The organism is Candidatus Thiodiazotropha sp. AKAK3 (assembly GCF_058244645.1).
Window position 1 is genome coordinate 94,191 of the sequence record NZ_JBSYOQ010000034.1, and the last position, 16,923, is coordinate 111,113.

Sequence of the window (16,923 nt, forward strand, 5' to 3'; positions counted from 1 at the left end):
GTATCAATAAAGGTCTGCTATTCCCCGCCAGCCTGGAAATCAATAATGGAAAGCTATTGATTACAAACCTTACACGGCCACTGACTTCCGCGTCAGGCGACGAGCCAGAAGAGGATGCCAGACAATTTAGCGTCTCGAAAATATTGCTGAGATGTTAGACACTGGTTGCTAAGTGATATAGAAAGACAGGAACCTCTGATTTATTCAGAGGCTCCTTCATCTATATCATAGATTCTTCAGGTCAGGGTTGTGCTGCCAGCCGCCAGTGTCAGTGTCTTGCCCAGATCGGCGACAATCTGGTAGTCCTGCTGCTTGATACTATCCACAAAGCGCCACTCGGCAGTCGCCTGTTGAGGGGTAAAAGTCATGATCATCAAGCCACGCTCTCGCAGATTGCAATAGTCGAGATCACTCACCAGTTGGGTGACGCCAGGTTCCAATCCCCTGACCTCCTCGGCGGTCTCAATCGCCAAATATTCCTCCAGTCCGGGAGAGCTGACCGAGGTGGTGGCAAACTCGATACCGACACTATCCCCAACGCTATCGGTCAGCCGACCGGCCCAAGCATTGTGAGTATCCCCAGCCAGGGAGATCAGATTTTTCTGCCCTGCCTTGGCATTGGCCAGTAACAACTCACGCTCATAGGCGTAGCCATCCCAGGCATCCAGGTTATAGGGGATAAACGGACTGTCAAGATAGGCCATACGCACAGGATCGTTTACGATCTCGAGTTGTTCGGCTGTCATACCAGCTGCTATCAGGGCTGCCGAATCTGTGCCGTCCACACCACTCTCAACCAATGTCTGATAGGTGATAGCGGCAGTCGCTATCTCGCCATATTCGGTCAGAGAGACAGTGGGCGCAGCCGGATCTGGCGTCAGGGTAACAGCCGGCAATTGCATATTCATCATCAAGACTTGTTGACCCAATACCTGCCAGGTGGCTGTGGATTGATTCATGTTGTCTGTCAACCAGGCGAGTTGAGAGGCACCAAGCAGGGTACGATCGCTGCTGCTCATATCGATGGTGAAGCTTTCGCTGTCAAATTCACCTGTCGTAGCATCGATATAATCTGCGTAGTTCAGTTGAATATCTCTTCCGATAATGCGGGTATCAAGCATCATTAGATTAACAAGATTACCAAATTCGAAACGCCGATAGATCCGTCCTTCGGCGTCCGGTGTCAGTGGCCTTAAGGGCAGCCACTCGAAAAAGGCCTGGATAGCGGCCTGTTTACGCTCGCTGAAGCTCCCTTCGGTTGCTTCATCATGATTCTCAGCCCCAGACACATAGGCATCATTGGCAATCTCGTGATCATCCCAGACTACGATGAAGGGGTGCCGGGCGTGCACCGCCTGCAGATCGGCATCGGTACGATACTGGGCATATCGGGTACGATAGTCCGACAGTGATAGCAGTTCGGTGGCAGGCTCCACCTCTCTGCCCAGGGTCGCGGCATCTTCACTGGCATAGGCCGGTTCACCTTCCTCGTCGGTACGGCCATATTCGTAGATGTAGTCACCCAAATGGACGACGGCATCCAGCCCCTCGGTATTCGCCAACTCGCGGTAGACATTGAAATAGCCAGCCGGATAGTTAGAGCAGGAAAGTACGGCAAACGCAGCTTGATCGACGCTGCCATTCGGTAAAGTCTTGGTGCGACCTACCGGGGAATCGACACTACCCGCCATAAAACGGTAGTAATAGACCCGGTTGGATTCGAGTCCCTGTACATCCACCTTGACGGTGAAGTCACGATTAGCATCCACTTCGGCGAAATCCTCATTCACCAGCTCTTCGAAATCCTCGTCAGTCGCCACCTGCCAGTTGACCGTCACGCGCTTAGCGTTACCTGGGGTAACCCGGGTCCAGATCACAACACCGTCCTCAAGCGGATCGCCGCTGGCGACACCATGATTGAAGCTATAGTCGTCTGAGTCGTCACTATTACAACCATGCAGGCCGGATGAGGTTATGAGGATGGTGGAATAGGCACCCAGCTTCAGCAGGTCCCGGCGGTTTATTTTCATAGTTTGCTCGCAGAAGTGTACAGAAAAGAGTGCGAGCGGAGTCTAATAGTAATGTATGAATTATTTATGTCTGCCAGAAGACGGAACTATGAAGTATAAGTAAAAAATAACCACAACACCCCTGTATATCGTTTGGAGGGGTCGAACTATATCGTTACCTCGATTATTTGAACCACCAGACAAAAAGAATGATGCAGATCATCTGATTTAGCTGCCTTTACCGAGAAACGCTGCCAAGTCAAATTAGTTAAACATTCATATGGTATAAGGCACCATTTTTGGATCTTAACCTGGCTTTCTCTTGGCCCCAACTGCCATCTTTTTGAGGTAATTCCGTGACTCCGAAACCGGCTATTTCCGACCGTTTCCATCAGAAAATCTTCAGCTCCCTATACCAGCGCTCCCTGGTCTATAACACCTGTTGGGAAGACCCGGCGGTCGACCGTGATGCCTTGCGCATCGGCAGCGATGATCGCATGTTGGTGATCACCAGTGCAGGTTGCAATGTGCTGGATTACGCCCTCTGCGCGCCCAGCCATATTGATGCAGTGGATGCCAATCCCCGCCAGACTGCGCTACTGGAGTTGAAGCTGAGCACGATTCGCCATCTCGATTTTGACGATTTCTTTAGCTTTTTTGGTGAAGGGACACATCAGCATGCATCCGAGGCTTATTACGATGCCTTGCGAGCTGACCTATCCCCCTTTGCCCGAGACTACTGGGATAAGCGCATAAAGTGGTTCGATCCCAAGGGCAGCAGCTTTTTCTACTATGGATTGTCTGGTCTGGTGGCACGGGCTTTCAGCCGCTATCTCAAGATGAGGCCCAAGTTGCGCTCGGGTATCCACTCTTTGTACGAAGCTTCGGATATTGATGACCAGCGCGAGCGATATGATGCTGCTGTCGCACCCTTTTTATGGAGCCGAGGGGTCAATTGGGCTATCTCCCGGCCTATTACCATGAGTTTGCTCGGCGTACCCCATCCCCAGCGCGAGGAAGTGGTTCGCAGCCATGCTAATGGCATTGCGGGCTTCGTGCGCGATGCCATTGACTATGTCTTTCGTATGCTACCGGTGGGGGATAACTATTTCTGGGCCGTCTATATCCACGGTAAATATACTCGGGACTGCTGTCCTGAATACCTCAAACCAGAGAATTTCATGGCACTTAAAAATGGCCTGGCAGATCGCATCTCCCCGCACACCTGTACCGTCACCGAATTTCTACAACAGCATGATGAGAAGATTTCACGCTTTGTATTGTTGGATCATATGGATTGGATGAGCGCTTATTATCCCCAGGCGCTGGTCGAAGAGTGGCAGGCGATCATGGCGCGTGCCACACCGGAAGCGCGTCTTATTTTCCGCAGCGCCCATCACACCCCTGAGTACCTGGAGAAGCTGGAGCTACCCGGTCATGGTCGTTTGACCAATCTTCTTGGTTTTGAGAAAAACCTTGCCAAAGAGTTGAATCTGCGTGATCGGGTACACACCTACGCCGGTTTTCACATTGCCCACATGAATGCCTGACCCGGCATGAAACGAAAATATTTCACCCGGAATTATGGTTTTAAGTGTTGGTGTCGTTGCGTATGAGTTCAGAACAGAAAGTAACAACTACAGCTGACCCAAAGCGTCTCAGCTCAGGACTCTTCAGTGAGGCTCAGGTGCTCTGGTCGCTGTTGCGTGGCCAACCTGGCGGTAGTGATCATGCTGAACGGCTAACAGCTTTTTATGGCCCCCAGGCGGCACATTATGATGTTTTCCGCGAGCGCTTGTTACAAGGACGGGGTGAACTTTTACAGGGACTATGGCAGCGCTTGGCCGAGGATCAGGGTTCGACATTCAGCTTACTTGAACTGGGGGCGGGCACCGGTCGTAATCTCAGCTACCTGGGAGATTCAGTCAAACATTTTGATCGTATCGACCTGGTTGACCTGTGTGAACCTCTGTTGGATCGAGCCCGAAGCAAGTGGCAGGGGCATGAGCAGGTCCATTTCCATCTGGGTGACGCCACGACTTTTCAGGCCCAGACCCCCGTGGATGCAATCTATTTCTCTTACGCTTTAACCATGATTCCAAACTGGTTTCAAGCAATCGATAACGCCATTGCCAATCTCAAGCCAGGTGGCTGGCTGGGTGTAGTGGATTTCTACGTATCCCGTCGCTATCCAAATCCCGGTGCAGTACGTCATAGTGGTTTTTCCCGGCACTTCTGGCCAGCTTGGTTTGCCCATGATGGGGTGCGTCCCAATCAAGATCTGTTGCCCTATTTACAACAACGGTTGCGCCCGGAAATGGTACATGAGTTGCGGGCCAAGGTGCCCTATCTACCCGGACTACGCGTTCCTTACTTCCTCTTTATTGGCCAAAAGGTGTAGTGGGTTGCTTTCAACGCAGATGAGTTTTGAATCGCAGAGAGAACCAGTAAGCGCAGAGCCTCGGGATGATGCGGTTAGTTACTCAGCGCATCCTGCAGCACTGAATAAATACCCTTCGACATAGTGACCGACCAATCGGGACACTCATCATTTACATTTGGCATAACATTTTGATAAAAAATAAGATACCAATAATTAATCCATTATTATTGTTTATAAACGTTGAGTGCCCCTGAATTCCTGGCATATAGTTGAGGCAGCAAACGGTGAGTGTCCCTGCTTACTTGATAGTTCTACCAATGTATACCCACTCTATACTTTCGGAGACATAAGCTGATGGAAGCAATGCAGCGACTACTCGAAATCATGGCAAAGCTACGTGACCCTGACAAGGGCTGTCCCTGGGATTTACGCCAGACCTACAGCACCATCGTGCCCTATACCCTTGAGGAGGCATACGAAGTCGCAGACACTATCCAGCGGGGAGAGATGAGTGAACTGCGAGATGAGCTTGGTGACCTGTTGTTCCAGGTCGTCTTTTACAGCCAGATCGCAAAGGAGGATGGTCATTTTGATTTCAACGATGTATCAAGCGGCATCTGCAGCAAGATGATACGCCGCCATCCTCACGTCTTCTCTGACAAGCAATATCAGAGCGATGAAGAACTACGACATGCATGGGAACAAACAAAAGCAGAAGAACGCAGTCAACGCAACGATATATCGGCACAGACCAGCCATATGGATGGAGTAGCAAAGGCCCTACCGGCGTTGATACGGGCAGAGAAGCTACAAAAACGGGCAGCACGAGTGGGATTCGACTGGCCTGATGCACAAAGTGCTTTTAACAAGGTGAGAGAAGAGTTGGAGGAGGTCACAAGTGAGATGGAGGGAGCAGACAAGAACCGTCTGCAGGATGAGCTGGGCGATCTACTCTTTTCCATCGTTAATGTCGTAAGGCTTCTCGATCTGGACGCCGAACAGACAATGAGTCGTGCCAACGAAAAGTTTGAAAAAAGATTCCGCAATATGGAACGGAGACTCAATGAGGAGGGCATCACCAACATTCAAGAACTCTCATTGGAAACACTAGATAATGCATGGGAGAGGATAAAGAGAGAGACCAAACAATAGATAGAATAAACTTTTTAACCCCACACAATTATGTCCTACATTTGCAGGCCAAACATTCCGGTTGGTTCAAACATGCCCACTATCATCTATTCACACTTAACTACTATCTAAATTAACTACTCAGCCTCTGAAGGGAGTTCTGCATACAAGGCTATAGAACTCGCCCGCCAGTCCCCATCCACCTGTTTCCTGGCGTTTAATTGCGGCGGCAAACGGTGAGTGTCCCCATTTACTTTCTTTGATTGCCTCAGCGATATAATTACTTGCAAACCTTAGTAAATCCGCGCTTCTGTATATCGTCATCTGCTATGTCACCCCCAATGTTTGGCTGTTTTGTTGAAGAAACATCACCAGAAACTATTGGCTCAGCATTTCCACCAGAATCACCACCTAAAATTGGGGCTCTGTGACCACCAGAATCACCACCTATAATTGGTGATTGTGTTCTTTTTTTGTCCTGTTTATTTGCAGGGCATGTAGTACAGGATAAGCGTTTTACTTCTTCAGCAGAGTATTGCTTGCCGTTATCATCAACGTAGTAGCATGTTGTTGCACAACCACTCAAAATAATGACTATCTGAACAAAGCAAAAGATCTTAAGCCATTTTAAATTCATCAGATTGGTTCCTTGGATAACCATAATATCCATGCTATTTGCCCGTTACCACTGTTTGTGAATAACTCATATACGGCGGATACTCGTCCTGCTATCGCATTGTCGATATAACTTTTTGGCACAAATAATGAGTACTCATCAGGCCCAGAACTAGCTGCCACTGAACTTTTTTTACAAAAAAGCAATGCTCCATAAAGTGGTTTAGTGGAATATGGATGAAATACTCTTACTTTCTTTGCACCATTGCTTAGTCCAGTTTTAATATTATTTGCCACTCCGCCTTTAAAAGAATTTGAGCTACCACGAAGTACGCAATTATCAGAAAAAGGATTTGTTGATCCAAAATCATTTGGTTTGAAAACCTTATTACTTTCATACTTGAATGAACCATCAAGCGCCTCAATTGTTATACCAGAGGTTTTAATTATCCCTTTATTTATCAGTGTGGAACAACTTACTAAAAAAAATATATTCATTAGCATTACGGAAGACAAAAGGATTTTTCTTTCCGTGATTACATAATTTATAAGTCTGCTATTGTAAATTATATTGGACACAATTATCTCCTTAGTATATCTCTGTTACATACAACAAATTTCGGTGTTGTGTTTTACTTTTTATAAAACAGTTGAAGAGTGTCGTAGGCTTCAGTTTGTTTATACTTTCTGTTGGCCTTTATTCTGTGGATGGGCTAATAAATTGCTAATGCCAAATTAACTACCTAAATACTGCTCAATAAATATTAAGATTCTTATGTTACTTATTCAATAGTTGATGAATCTGTCTATGGTTATGTATACGCAATCTATTTTCGGACAGCCCGGAGCCCCTCCCACAGTTGGGTCAAGGCAGCCTGCAGCAGTGGCGTTGTTCACAGCACGGGTTGATCACGAGCCCGACCAGTCCCAAAAGAGCCATAGATCCCCGCACAGAGCGAGATCCGACTACCTGCCCTAAATCGATTCAATCCTCTGGATTTCCAGCTGAATCCGCCCTTTTCCACGGCCTTTCTGGCCTTCCGGCATAGTTCAGGCAACAGGCTGCCTATCTTTCTGTTGCTACTGATAGGGATACTCATCGTTTACATTTAACAAAACATAATAATAATCAAAAAGATAACATGCAATAACCCCATGTTATTAATATTTTAAACGTTGAGTGTTACGGAATTCTGTCTTCGTGACTGCGCAGGATGATGTAACCGATGAGACAAAAGGGCTGGCTGCCGGTGCAGTCGACTATATTACCAAGCCGTTTTCGCCGGAAATCGTAAATGCATGGGTTAGCACCCACTTGACATTGAAGTCCCAGGCGGATTGGCCAGCCTCTCTGCCATGGACGAATTAACGTGAGTGGCGATCCAAATAGCTGATCTTCGTGGAGAGCCGGATATCTTGCTGGAAGAGGCGGACCGGATGCTCTACGCCGCCAAAGGCAAAGGGCGGAACTGTGTGGTTGGCAGAAAAACCGCTTAAAAAAAAGGGTCAGAGAGGAATGCTACCTGGTCGAAATAAACCAGGACATCATTTGGCACTTTTTAATGTAGCCTGGATGAAGCGGAATCTATTCCGGGGCGCATGAATCCCGGATTCCGTTGCACTCCATCCAGGCTACACAGGTTGGAATAAGTAGAGCGTAATCCGGGGAACGTGAATTCCGATGCCCCCCATCCGAATACGGGGAACGTGAATTCCGATGCCCCCCATCCGAATAACCTCACGATGTAGCCTGGATGAAGCGGAGTCTGTTCCGGGGCGCATGAATCCCGGATTCCGTTGCACTCCATCCAGGCTACACAGATTGGAATAAGTAGAGCGTAATCCGGGGAACGTGAATTCCGATGCCCCCCATCCGAATAACCTCACGATGTAGCCTGGATGAAGCGGAGTCTGTTCCGAAGCGCATGAATCCCGGATTCCGTTGCACTCCATCCAGGCTACACAGGTTGGAATAAGTAGAGCGTAATCCGGGGAGCGTGTATTACGATGCAGACCATACAGGCTACACCTTGGTGGAACCTGGAATTCATTAAGGGAGCATCAGCCCCCAACAAAACGAGTCAGGAATAAATTATCTGCGGCAAATACAATTAAAACGGCAGAACAGGACAGCTTCCAATATGCTTCCTTGAAACCAGGATAAGCAAATATGGATGAATTTAATCTTTTGATATATATGGTGGCCAGGGACAGAATCGAACTGCCGACACGGGGATTTTCAGTCCCCTGCTCTACCGACTGAGCTACCTGGCCGCGGTGAGAGGGCCGTATTAAACCGGGGTTACATCTCTGAGTCAAGTTTCATTGCTTTTAACCCCTTATCTGACCTCTCTCTTCTCCTGTTTTGCACCTATTCAGGCCTCAGGCTTGAAGTCTGGCGGTAGCTCGGAGCCCTCACCGAAAAAGAACTGCTCCATCTGCTCTTCCAGAAACTTTCTTGCCTTTGGGTCCATCGGGCTGAGGCGGTTTTCATTGATCAACATGGTCTGATGCCTAAGCCACTCCTGCCACGCTTCCTTGGAGACATTTTCAAATACCCGCGCCCCCAGATCACCAGGATAGGGCTGGCGATCAAGCCCTTCGGCCTCGCGCTTCAGTTTTACACACTCTACGGTACGGCTCATTCGGCCTCTCCTTTTGTCATTTCAAGAATTGGAATATTCGGATCGATCTCTTGCAGGATGCGTGACACTGGCGCGGCCAGGCCAAGATCCTCAGGTTTCGACAGGTTATACCAAACCATGGAATCCTCATCCATGATCCGATTGCGTGTTTTTTCGACCTGCAGAAGAACCGGCGTGATATCCAGGTGGAAATGGGTAAAGCTGTGGCGACGGGGTGCCAGCTGATGCAATTGAGTCGCATAGATCCCCAGGTTGCTCTCACACCAGACTTCTGCCCGCTCTTCTGTTGGACACTCTGGCAGGCTCCAGAGACCGCCCCAGATTCCGCTGGGAGGGCGTTGTTGCAGCAGCACGCTCACTTCGTCATCACGCAAAATCAGTAACTGTGTGCTGCGTACAGGTTTCTCCTTTTTCGGCTTCGAGCCAGGATAACTGGCGATATCCCCTTTTTGATACGCCTGGCAATCCTCAACCAATGGGCAGGCATGACAGAGCGGTTTGCGCCTGAGACATATCATCGCCCCCAGGTCCATCATCGCTTGATTGTAATCAGCGGTATTGCTGTGGGGTGTCAACGCCTCACTCAGCCGCCACAACTGCTTGGAGACAGCTGTCTGCCCTGGCCAGCCCTGTATGGCGAAACGGCGTGCAAGCACCCGCTTTACATTGCCATCCAGAATCGGTGCGAATTTAGCGAATGCCAGTGAACGGATGGCACCGGCCGTGGAACGCCCTATACCAGGCAGCCTCTGCAGCATCTCCAGGTCATCAGGGAGATCGCCCTGGTGTTGTGCAATAACCTGTTTTGCGCATTGATGAAGGTTGCGTGCACGGGCGTAATAGCCAAGCCCCGACCAATGGTGCATCACCTGATCGGCGTCAGCTTCAGCCAGTGTTTTCATATCGGGAAAGGTCGCCATGAAGCGGTTAAAGTAGTCGATTACTGTGGCAACCTGGGTCTGCTGCAGCATAATCTCTGAGACCCACACCCGATAGGGATCTCTGGGTTGTTGCCAGGGAAGCTGTTTGCGACCATGCAGCGCAAACCAGGCCAGAACCTTTTTGCAAAATCCATTCGCCTCTTGCGTAGAGAGGCGCCCCTCTACGTCATCAGAGCCTGGTTGTATCAAAGCAGGCCTTTCAGCTTGTCCTTTAACTGATCCTGCAACTCTTCAGGGAGCTTCTCTTCCAGCTCTTCAGACACCTTCTCATCGATCTTTTCGTCGAGTTTCTTCTTCAGTTTGGCTTTCTGTTGCTCTTCAAGAATTTTCGACAGCTGTATGGAGAATTCCGGATCATTCCAGTCTCCTTTGATTTTCACCGGGATTGGTATCCCTTTCAGCTCCTCGAGCGCCTTACCATCCTGCCCTGTGGAGGTGTTCACTATGACTGGGCGGACGGTGTATTTAAGTCGCTCTTCTGCCAGGTAGGCCTTACCGCTCCCTTCCAGGCGAAAGTAAGGTGATTTTGCATTGAGAATCTGGTTGTTGACCACCCCGTTAACAATTTTGGCTTTTCCTGTCAGCTCAGAAAAATCGGTCTGTTCAGGTTCATTGAAGCTGGTTATCGGCTCACCTTTAAGACGGGCTTTTGTGTCACGGATCATCTTCGCCAGATTGAACCCTTTCACTGCGCCGTCTCGAAAATCGAAAGTTACATCACCATTCAGTGCTTTTTTGAGCTGGCTGACAGTATCCCCTTTGCTGCTCAGCGCCATATCCAAATCTCCACTGCCCAGAAGGGTATCTTCTCCAGTGAGATCCTTCAGTAGAGGCCCGGATAGAATCCTGGAGACAGATTGATTCAGTTTTAAAACCGGTTTTGAGCCATTGACGTCAAGCTGCACATCACCCTTCATCAAGCCATCGTAGAAACGCCCGATCTCATGGTCGATATTGAGCTTGCCATCCCGGCTTCTGATTTTGACCAGAATCGCCTCAGAGTTGAGATTATTTACGATCAGATTACCTATACGGATAGTGCCATTAAGCTTTAACTCACGTAGCAGCTCTGTGGGAAACAGTGGCTCTTCCTTAGCTACCTTTTGTTTGCCTCTCTGGCGAGCAGGCGCTGGGGATGTCTCGCTTGGTGGCGGTAGATATCTATCCAGGTTAATGCTGTTGACGTCGAGATTAAAGAGGTAGGTTGGCGATGCAAGGTCAACTATCTCGAAATTTCCCTTGAGCGTGGTTTGATCCACTTCAGCCATCAGGTTGGTCAACACAGCCTGCTCAGTGTTTGCTGTAAACTCGGTTGAGAAATGCAGACTATTTAAAACATCCGGATCAGCGGTTTCAGGTATCGGCATACCGAACTGCTCCATCCACTCACGCAGACTGAACTCTGCCAGCTTGATATTACCCTTCATGCTGGGATTGTTTTGGATATCGATCCCTTCCAGCTTGCCGGTCAGTTTGATTTTTCCCGATTCCAGCAGCAGATCCTGAATATCCAGGGTACTATTGGATAGATTCAGCAACACATCTGATTGCAACGAAACAACAACACCCTTTTCCGGCAGACCTTCACCTGTCATTTCAACATCAAGGTCAAGATCATCCAATTTGATGGATTCGTTATCAGGGTTAACAACAAGTACAGTAGTGAGTGCTAACTTCCCTTGCATTGCAGGCTTTTTACTCGCAAGCGCCAGACTGAATGCAACGTCAACAGGCTCACCAGGGGCCAGTTCGCCGGTCTCCAACTGAATATCTTGTATGGTGTATCTCTCTCCGGTGGATTGATCGTCCCAGACCACATTCGCTTCGTTGATGTTCAAGCCACCAACGGTAAATGCGAGCATGTTCGTTCCCCCTTCAGATTTAGACTCGGCCGAACCGGGCACCTTTTTTGGTGCCTTTTTGCCTGTCATATCTTCCCAGTTGGTTGCCCCGCTTTTGGATTTTGCAAGATTGAGTCTGACACCATCCACCTGAACAGTGTCTACCTCAAGCAGTTGTTTGAATATCAGCGGTAGCAGGTTGACGCCTACTTTTGCGTGCTTTATTGAAGCAAACTCAGAGCCGTTGAATCCAGGCGCATTACTTAATCTAAGGCCATTCAATTCCAGGGCCAGGCGTGGAAATACCGATAGGCCGATATCGCCACTGATGCTCAGATCACGCCCAGTAGCCTTCTTAACCTCGGCGACAATTCGCTCTTTATGGTCATTCGGATCAACAAACATCGGAATGAGAATGACTGCGGCGATGACCAGCACCACCAGCATCCCCACCAACCAACCAAGCACTTTCAGGATCTTGCCCATCCTCTACTCCTTATTATTTTGATTTGGGCCAGGTGTACCGCAATTCCAGCATACCTCAAACCCGGCGTCGATACGTTCTCCACATATCTTGCAGTGCCAAGGCTCCTGACTCGACAGGCTCTGGCTAAAAAACTGTTCAGCAAGCTGCTTTGCCTTTTCGAAATCCTGGTTTTCCAACAACCATAAAGTCGGATATATATTAGCTGGCACCCCACCAGCCGCACCACTAAGAAGATCGTTGAAAATAACCACCTCGACACCCTGTTGAAACAGAAAATCCTTCAACATTTGAGCTTCAACCCTGTCCTGCGCTTGATACAGCTCTATCATCGCCAACTTATCCCCCTGAAATAACTATCATTATTCAGAGGACACCTCAAGACATTAATTACCCGTGCTACAGAACAAAACAGGCCATCTCTATCCAGATTTCCTGGATGACTTCTGTTGACCGAGCCTGCTAATCCGGCGTCTTGCCTATTGTCTTCCATTCACCACTCTCAACTTTGCAAAAGCGATATTTGCCATTGGCCTTAGCCTGACCTGCCTCGTGCAACACCAGCAGATCACGACATTGCTTCTGATCCACTTCAAGGCTATTTAAAACCCGATATAAACCCCGGTGTCCGGTAGAGTCGTTTCGCCAGGAAAAGGTTTCATCCATCTTTCCCTTTTCCAACGCGTTATTCACAGTTTTTTTAGCCAACGCCCAGTCTTCTTCGGTGAAATATTTTGCGGGCATAATCTCAGCCATGCGAAATCCTACCGCAGCTGCCGATGTCACAAAGGCAAAAAGCAATACCAGGACAAATATTTTTTTCCAGTTAGCCACCATCAACCCCCTGCTGTTTAACAAAACATTCAATCTGATGATCTCTGACACAATTCAGATAGAGAGACGGGTGGTACCTACCAACCAGCTACCTCATTATGTTCCTTTACATGAATCATACATGCTCAAGAGATTTCTTGGCGCATATCCTCTCTCTGTCTATGTGACATTCTGTGAATTTAAACCCCGCACCTATAGTAGTCTAACACTGAGGTAAATAGTGAAAGATACCGCTGATCAGTACTTTTTACCCCCATTTGTGGCATATACTGTTTTAAAATTCTCCACTTAGGTATCCATGAAATATTTCTGGGTACGAACCAATAGACCACAGGAAAAGACTGACGATGAAAGCATCCCTATCTTGGCTTGTCCTACTCTCTCTTCTACTCCTTTTTGCCACATTCGCAGTGATGGCAGAGCGTGGCGAGTCAGTGATGTTCAAGCCAACTGAACACCCATTCGTCGAGCCTCCACCCAAGCAACCGAGCCAGGCAGAAGAGTGCGAACAACTTCTAAAGGAGATTGAGGCGCTCAAAGGAAAGCCGCAACGCCGACACGCCGCTATTGAGCGACATAAACAGGCTTGCACTGAATGAAGCAGTACCAGGTTCCACTTCGTCTATTACAGAATTGGAGCGGGTGATGGGAATCGAACCCACGTTAGTAGCTTGGGAAGCTACAGTTCTACCATTGAACTACACCCGCAGCGAGGGCTGGTTCAGATCCTACACAACTGCTCTGCCCTATTCTAGTGTACCTCTTCGGAGGTACTACTTCCTATCGACTGCAAATCATTCAATACAATCCGCTCGATTATGCCAGCCCGAGCAATGATAACCCCTGTATGGGTACGAACTGCCTCGTTCCGCGCCCGCTCTGCTGCCCGCTGAATGGCCACCATGGCAGCAGGCAATAACGGGTTGCGGGCTTTGTTCAGTTGATCGGCTGTCATTCATCCCCCCAACCAACTCACACCAGACCATCGCCATAGAGTGAATCGATGAGCGCCTTGTGATGCTCAGTGACCTTCTGGCGCTTGATCTTCAAGGTGGGGGTCATTAAGCCGTTGTCTATACTCCAGGGTTCGAGCAGCAGAGCAACCCGTCTTATCTTGGCGTAGCCGGGGAAATCCTTCAGCGCAGCACGTATCCGTTTTACAACTGCCCCCTGAATATGTTCATTCTGCAGACTCTCCTCACGAGAGGAGTCACAGTCGAACTCTTCAGCGAAGCCACCCCATAAATCAGGGTTCAACACCACCAGTGCCCCCAGATAGGGTTTTCCCTCCCCCACCACCATCGCCTGCTCCACCAGCGGGTCGAGCGCAATTGCCATCTCCATGTCCGATGGTGGAATCTTCTCTCCATTTGAGAGTACCAGGATGTCTTTTATCCTCCCGGTGATATGGATATGGCCATCCTCATCTATGCGCGCCTGATCACCGGTGTGCAGCCAACCCTGTTGATCGATCATCTCAGCAGTCGCCGCATGGTTGTTCCAATATCCAAGCATCATGCCGGGGGTTTTCACCAGTAACTCGTCATCATCCCCTATCTTTGTTTTCACGCCACGCAGTGGTACACCGACGCTCTCGGGCTTGATGTTGTCTACCGGATTGACACTGATGACCGGACTGGTCTCTGTCAACCCGTAACCTTGCAGCATGGGCAACCCCAAACCGAGAAACACCTTGGCAATCTCTGGCGAAATTGCAGCGCCACCACTGACCGCCACGCGCAATCGTCCACCCAGTTTATCCAGAATCTTTGCTGAAACCAGTCGCCGTAGCAGCGGGTGAATCAACAATCCGGGAAACCAGCGCTGTCGCCCCATTCGGTACTCGAACTCTTTCAAGCCAACCTTCAAGGCCATTTGGAACAGTATTCGTGCAAAGGCGGGCTTATGCTTCAGCTGATCCTGTACCCGGGCATAGACCCGTTCAAATATCCTCGGCACAGCGATGATCGCCGTAGGTCGTATCTTTTGAAGATCTTCAGCCAATTGAGAGATGGAACGTGCGAATGAGACTGAAGACCCAGCCATCATCGGCAGGTAGTAGCCCCCTGTTCGCTCCAGGGTGTGGGATAGCGGCAGGAAGGAGAGAAAGCTATCCTGTTGATAGCAATCCACCACCGTCAACGACGCGTGGGCAATAGAGAGCATATTGAAGTGGCTCAACATGACGCCCTTGGGACGACCCGTAGTGCCAGAGGTATAGACAATTGAAGCAAGACTATGAGGGTCAGCCTTACGCTTCTGCAACGCTTCCCCTCGGGAAGGCAACCAGGTTTTAGCCTCTCTCAGCAGATCATCCTCTCTGGCATCTGGCTGCTTCATCGTCTCCAGAACGACCACCCGCTGTAGATTTGGTAGGTCCTCAACCACATTCGCCATACGGTTCCAGCGACCGGTATCCTGTACCAGTAACAGTTTAACTGCTGCATCTTTCAGAATATAGGCAATGGCATCAGCCCGATCATCGGTATAGAGAGGCACTACCACCAACCCCAGGGAGAGCGCGGCCTGATCAAACATCACCCACTCCGGGCAATTACGCAGCAACACGGCGACCCGGTCGCCTGGCTCCAGGTCCTCTCCAGCAAGCGCCTGGCGCCAGCGCTCCACATGGCGGGCCATATCCCCCCAACTCAATTCATACCACTGCTTCCGGTTTCGCTCGTAGTGGCGATAGGCCACCACGTCAGGCGTTCGCCGCATCCGTTGAAAAAAGAGGCCGTCCAATGTGCCCGCTTGTTCCAAAGGTATGAGATCTTCACTCCACTCCACATTATCCTCCTGCCGCCCCCTTTTACCATTCTGCCAGGTTGGAGGCTGTTATCATTTGCTGCTGCGCATACTTTGTCTCCTTGAGTTGAGGTAGAATTCGCAATTGAACCTGACTCTACTCCTGACAGAGATTACATTCAGATGCAGATTTACTTAAACGGCTTGGAAAAGCAAATTCCAGATACCCTCGACATGGCAGGTCTTATAGAAATGCTTGAACTGAAAGGTCAGCGCATAGCTGTCGAAGTCAATGAAGAGCTGGTACCAAGAAGCACCTTCAACGGTCATGCGATACATGACATGGACCGGATTGAGATTATTCATGCCGTTGGTGGTGGTTGAGTCTATCGTAGTGTCGACACTAGACTTGCAATACCCGCCCACACCTTTTGTTTCACCTTCGAAGATAGAATCCAATGTCAAACGATAACAACACAGACAGCTTTAGCGTCGCAGGACGCACATTCACCTCCCGCCTCCTGGTGGGAACCGGTAAATATAAAGATATGCAGGAGACCCGTGCCGCTATTGATGCAAGCGGAGCTGAGATTGTGACTATTGCAGTACGCCGCACCAATATCGGTCAGAATCAGGATGAGCCCAATGTGCTGGAAACCCTGCCTCCCAGTGAATTCACCTATCTGCCCAATACAGCAGGCTGCTTTGACGCCAAAACTGCAATCCGCACCTGCCGTCTCGCCCGGGAGCTTCTGGATGGCCACAATTTAGTAAAATTGGAAGTACTTGGAGATCAAAAAACCCTCTTTCCTGATGTGGTACAGACCCTGGAAGCTGCCGAGGTTTTGATCAAAGAGGATTTTGATGTCATGGTCTACACCAATGACGACCCCATTATGGCGAAGCGCCTTGAAGAGTTGGGCTGTGTTGCAGTGATGCCCCTTGCAGCCCCGATTGGCTCCGGTCTGGGTATTCGCAACCGCTTGAATATCCGTACCATCGTAGAAAATGCCAAGGTACCGATTCTGGTTGATGCCGGTGTCGGCACCGCCTCTGATGCGGCAGTAGCCATGGAGCTGGGGTGTGACGGTGTATTGATGAATACCGCCATTGCCGCAGCAAAGGACCCTGTGCTGATGGCCTCAGCTATGAAAAAGGCGATCCAGGCAGGTCGCGAGGCCTATCTTGCTGGACGTATGCCGGCAAAGCGCTTCGCCTCGGCCTCATCACCCTTGGATGGTCTGTTCTTCTGAGCTGAGTTATTGGGGCAAGTGTGATTGATAGTAGTAGAT

Annotated in this window: 18 protein-coding genes and 2 tRNA genes; 8 read left to right on the forward strand and 12 right to left on the reverse strand. The window is 49.5% G+C overall.

Features of this window, described 5'->3' with window-relative positions:
* Window positions 1–236 precede the first annotated feature (236 nt).
* Window positions 237–2,030, reverse strand: coding sequence for an alkaline phosphatase D family protein (locus tag AC4IE7_RS05785; protein ID WP_490775864.1), 1,794 nt, complete (start codon window positions 2,028–2,030; stop codon window positions 237–239).
* A 335-nt stretch (window positions 2,031–2,365) separates the two neighbouring features.
* On the opposite strand from AC4IE7_RS05785, the gene AC4IE7_RS05790 reads away from it, so the two are divergent.
* From AC4IE7_RS05790 to mazG, 3 genes are all read left to right on the forward strand, one after another.
* Entirely contained in the window at window positions 2,366–3,559 is a 1,194-nt protein-coding gene (locus tag AC4IE7_RS05790; protein ID WP_490775865.1) for a BtaA family protein, read from the forward strand.
* A 62-nt stretch (window positions 3,560–3,621) separates the two neighbouring features.
* Window positions 3,622–4,410: a class I SAM-dependent methyltransferase gene (locus AC4IE7_RS05795; RefSeq protein WP_490775866.1), complete on the forward strand. Its 789-nt coding sequence runs from the start codon at window positions 3,622–3,624 to the stop codon at window positions 4,408–4,410.
* A 336-nt stretch (window positions 4,411–4,746) separates the two neighbouring features.
* Window positions 4,747–5,544, forward strand: a complete 798-nt coding sequence (gene mazG, locus AC4IE7_RS05800) for a nucleoside triphosphate pyrophosphohydrolase (protein ID WP_490775867.1) — start codon at window positions 4,747–4,749, stop codon at window positions 5,542–5,544.
* Window positions 5,545–5,803: 259 nt separating this feature from the next.
* On the opposite strand, the gene AC4IE7_RS05805 is transcribed toward mazG, so the two are convergent.
* Together AC4IE7_RS05805 and AC4IE7_RS05810 are read right to left on the reverse strand one after the other, a co-directional pair.
* Entirely contained in the window at window positions 5,804–6,160 is a 357-nt protein-coding gene (locus AC4IE7_RS05805) for a hypothetical protein (protein WP_490775868.1), read from the reverse strand.
* Window positions 6,160–6,717 carry a hypothetical protein gene (locus AC4IE7_RS05810; RefSeq protein ID WP_490775869.1) on the reverse strand — a complete coding sequence of 186 codons (558 nt, stop codon included), beginning with the start codon at window positions 6,715–6,717 and terminating at the stop codon, window positions 6,160–6,162. The genes AC4IE7_RS05805 and AC4IE7_RS05810 overlap by 1 nt, the downstream gene beginning before the upstream one ends.
* 622 nt (window positions 6,718–7,339) lie before the next feature.
* Here AC4IE7_RS05810 and AC4IE7_RS05815 point away from each other — a divergent pair.
* Both AC4IE7_RS05815 and AC4IE7_RS05820 read left to right on the forward strand, forming a co-directional pair.
* Window positions 7,340–7,507 (forward strand): response regulator, encoded by a 168-nt coding sequence (locus tag AC4IE7_RS05815; RefSeq protein ID WP_490775870.1) that lies wholly within the window; start codon window positions 7,340–7,342, stop codon window positions 7,505–7,507.
* A 5-nt stretch (window positions 7,508–7,512) separates the two neighbouring features.
* Window positions 7,513–7,635: a hypothetical protein gene (locus tag AC4IE7_RS05820; protein WP_490775871.1), complete on the forward strand. Its 123-nt coding sequence runs from the start codon at window positions 7,513–7,515 to the stop codon at window positions 7,633–7,635.
* A gap of 701 nt (window positions 7,636–8,336) precedes the next feature.
* Here AC4IE7_RS05820 and AC4IE7_RS05825 read toward each other — a convergent pair.
* From AC4IE7_RS05825 to AC4IE7_RS05850, 6 genes are all read right to left on the reverse strand, one after another.
* Window positions 8,337–8,412 (reverse strand) — tRNA-Phe (locus tag AC4IE7_RS05825).
* A 101-nt stretch (window positions 8,413–8,513) separates the two neighbouring features.
* Window positions 8,514–8,783, reverse strand: a complete 270-nt coding sequence (locus tag AC4IE7_RS05830) for an oxidative damage protection protein (RefSeq protein WP_490775872.1) — start codon at window positions 8,781–8,783, stop codon at window positions 8,514–8,516.
* Complete coding sequence (gene mutY / locus AC4IE7_RS05835; RefSeq protein WP_490775873.1) at window positions 8,780–9,913, reverse strand: A/G-specific adenine glycosylase; 1,134 nt, start codon at window positions 9,911–9,913, stop codon at window positions 8,780–8,782. Before mutY ends, AC4IE7_RS05830 begins: the two co-directional genes overlap by 4 nt.
* Window positions 9,910–12,051 carry an AsmA family protein gene (locus tag AC4IE7_RS05840; protein ID WP_490775874.1) on the reverse strand — a complete coding sequence of 714 codons (2,142 nt, stop codon included), beginning with the start codon at window positions 12,049–12,051 and terminating at the stop codon, window positions 9,910–9,912. The genes mutY and AC4IE7_RS05840 overlap by 4 nt, the downstream gene beginning before the upstream one ends.
* 3 nt (window positions 12,052–12,054) lie before the next feature.
* A complete protein-coding gene (locus AC4IE7_RS05845) occupies window positions 12,055–12,381 on the reverse strand; it encodes a putative signal transducing protein (RefSeq protein ID WP_490775875.1) in 327 nt (108 codons plus the stop codon).
* Window positions 12,382–12,511: 130 nt separating this feature from the next.
* Window positions 12,512–12,916, reverse strand: coding sequence for a hypothetical protein (locus tag AC4IE7_RS05850; protein ID WP_490775876.1), 405 nt, complete (start codon window positions 12,914–12,916; stop codon window positions 12,512–12,514).
* 314 nt (window positions 12,917–13,230) lie between these two features.
* Here AC4IE7_RS05850 and AC4IE7_RS05855 point away from each other — a divergent pair, with 314 nt between their 5' ends.
* Window positions 13,231–13,482: a hypothetical protein gene (locus AC4IE7_RS05855; protein WP_490775877.1), complete on the forward strand. Its 252-nt coding sequence runs from the start codon at window positions 13,231–13,233 to the stop codon at window positions 13,480–13,482.
* Between the two features lie 35 nt (window positions 13,483–13,517).
* On the opposite strand, the gene AC4IE7_RS05860 is transcribed toward AC4IE7_RS05855, so the two are convergent.
* The 3 genes from AC4IE7_RS05860 to AC4IE7_RS05870 all read right to left on the reverse strand — a co-directional run bounded on the left by AC4IE7_RS05860 (window position 13,518) and on the right by AC4IE7_RS05870 (window position 15,673).
* Window positions 13,518–13,591 (reverse strand) — tRNA-Gly (locus tag AC4IE7_RS05860).
* A gap of 43 nt (window positions 13,592–13,634) precedes the next feature.
* Window positions 13,635–13,838: a hypothetical protein gene (locus AC4IE7_RS05865; protein ID WP_490775878.1), complete on the reverse strand. Its 204-nt coding sequence runs from the start codon at window positions 13,836–13,838 to the stop codon at window positions 13,635–13,637.
* 17 nt (window positions 13,839–13,855) lie between these two features.
* Window positions 13,856–15,673, reverse strand: coding sequence for an AMP-dependent synthetase/ligase (locus AC4IE7_RS05870; protein ID WP_490775879.1), 1,818 nt, complete (start codon window positions 15,671–15,673; stop codon window positions 13,856–13,858).
* 141 nt (window positions 15,674–15,814) lie between these two features.
* Here AC4IE7_RS05870 and thiS point away from each other — a divergent pair, with 141 nt between their 5' ends.
* Together thiS and AC4IE7_RS05880 are read left to right on the forward strand one after the other, a co-directional pair.
* Window positions 15,815–16,015 (forward strand): sulfur carrier protein ThiS, encoded by a 201-nt coding sequence (gene thiS / locus AC4IE7_RS05875; RefSeq protein ID WP_490775880.1) that lies wholly within the window; start codon window positions 15,815–15,817, stop codon window positions 16,013–16,015.
* Window positions 16,016–16,089: 74 nt separating this feature from the next.
* Window positions 16,090–16,884 carry a thiazole synthase gene (locus AC4IE7_RS05880; RefSeq protein WP_490775881.1) on the forward strand — a complete coding sequence of 265 codons (795 nt, stop codon included), beginning with the start codon at window positions 16,090–16,092 and terminating at the stop codon, window positions 16,882–16,884.
* The last annotated feature ends 39 nt before the right edge of the window (window positions 16,885–16,923 follow it).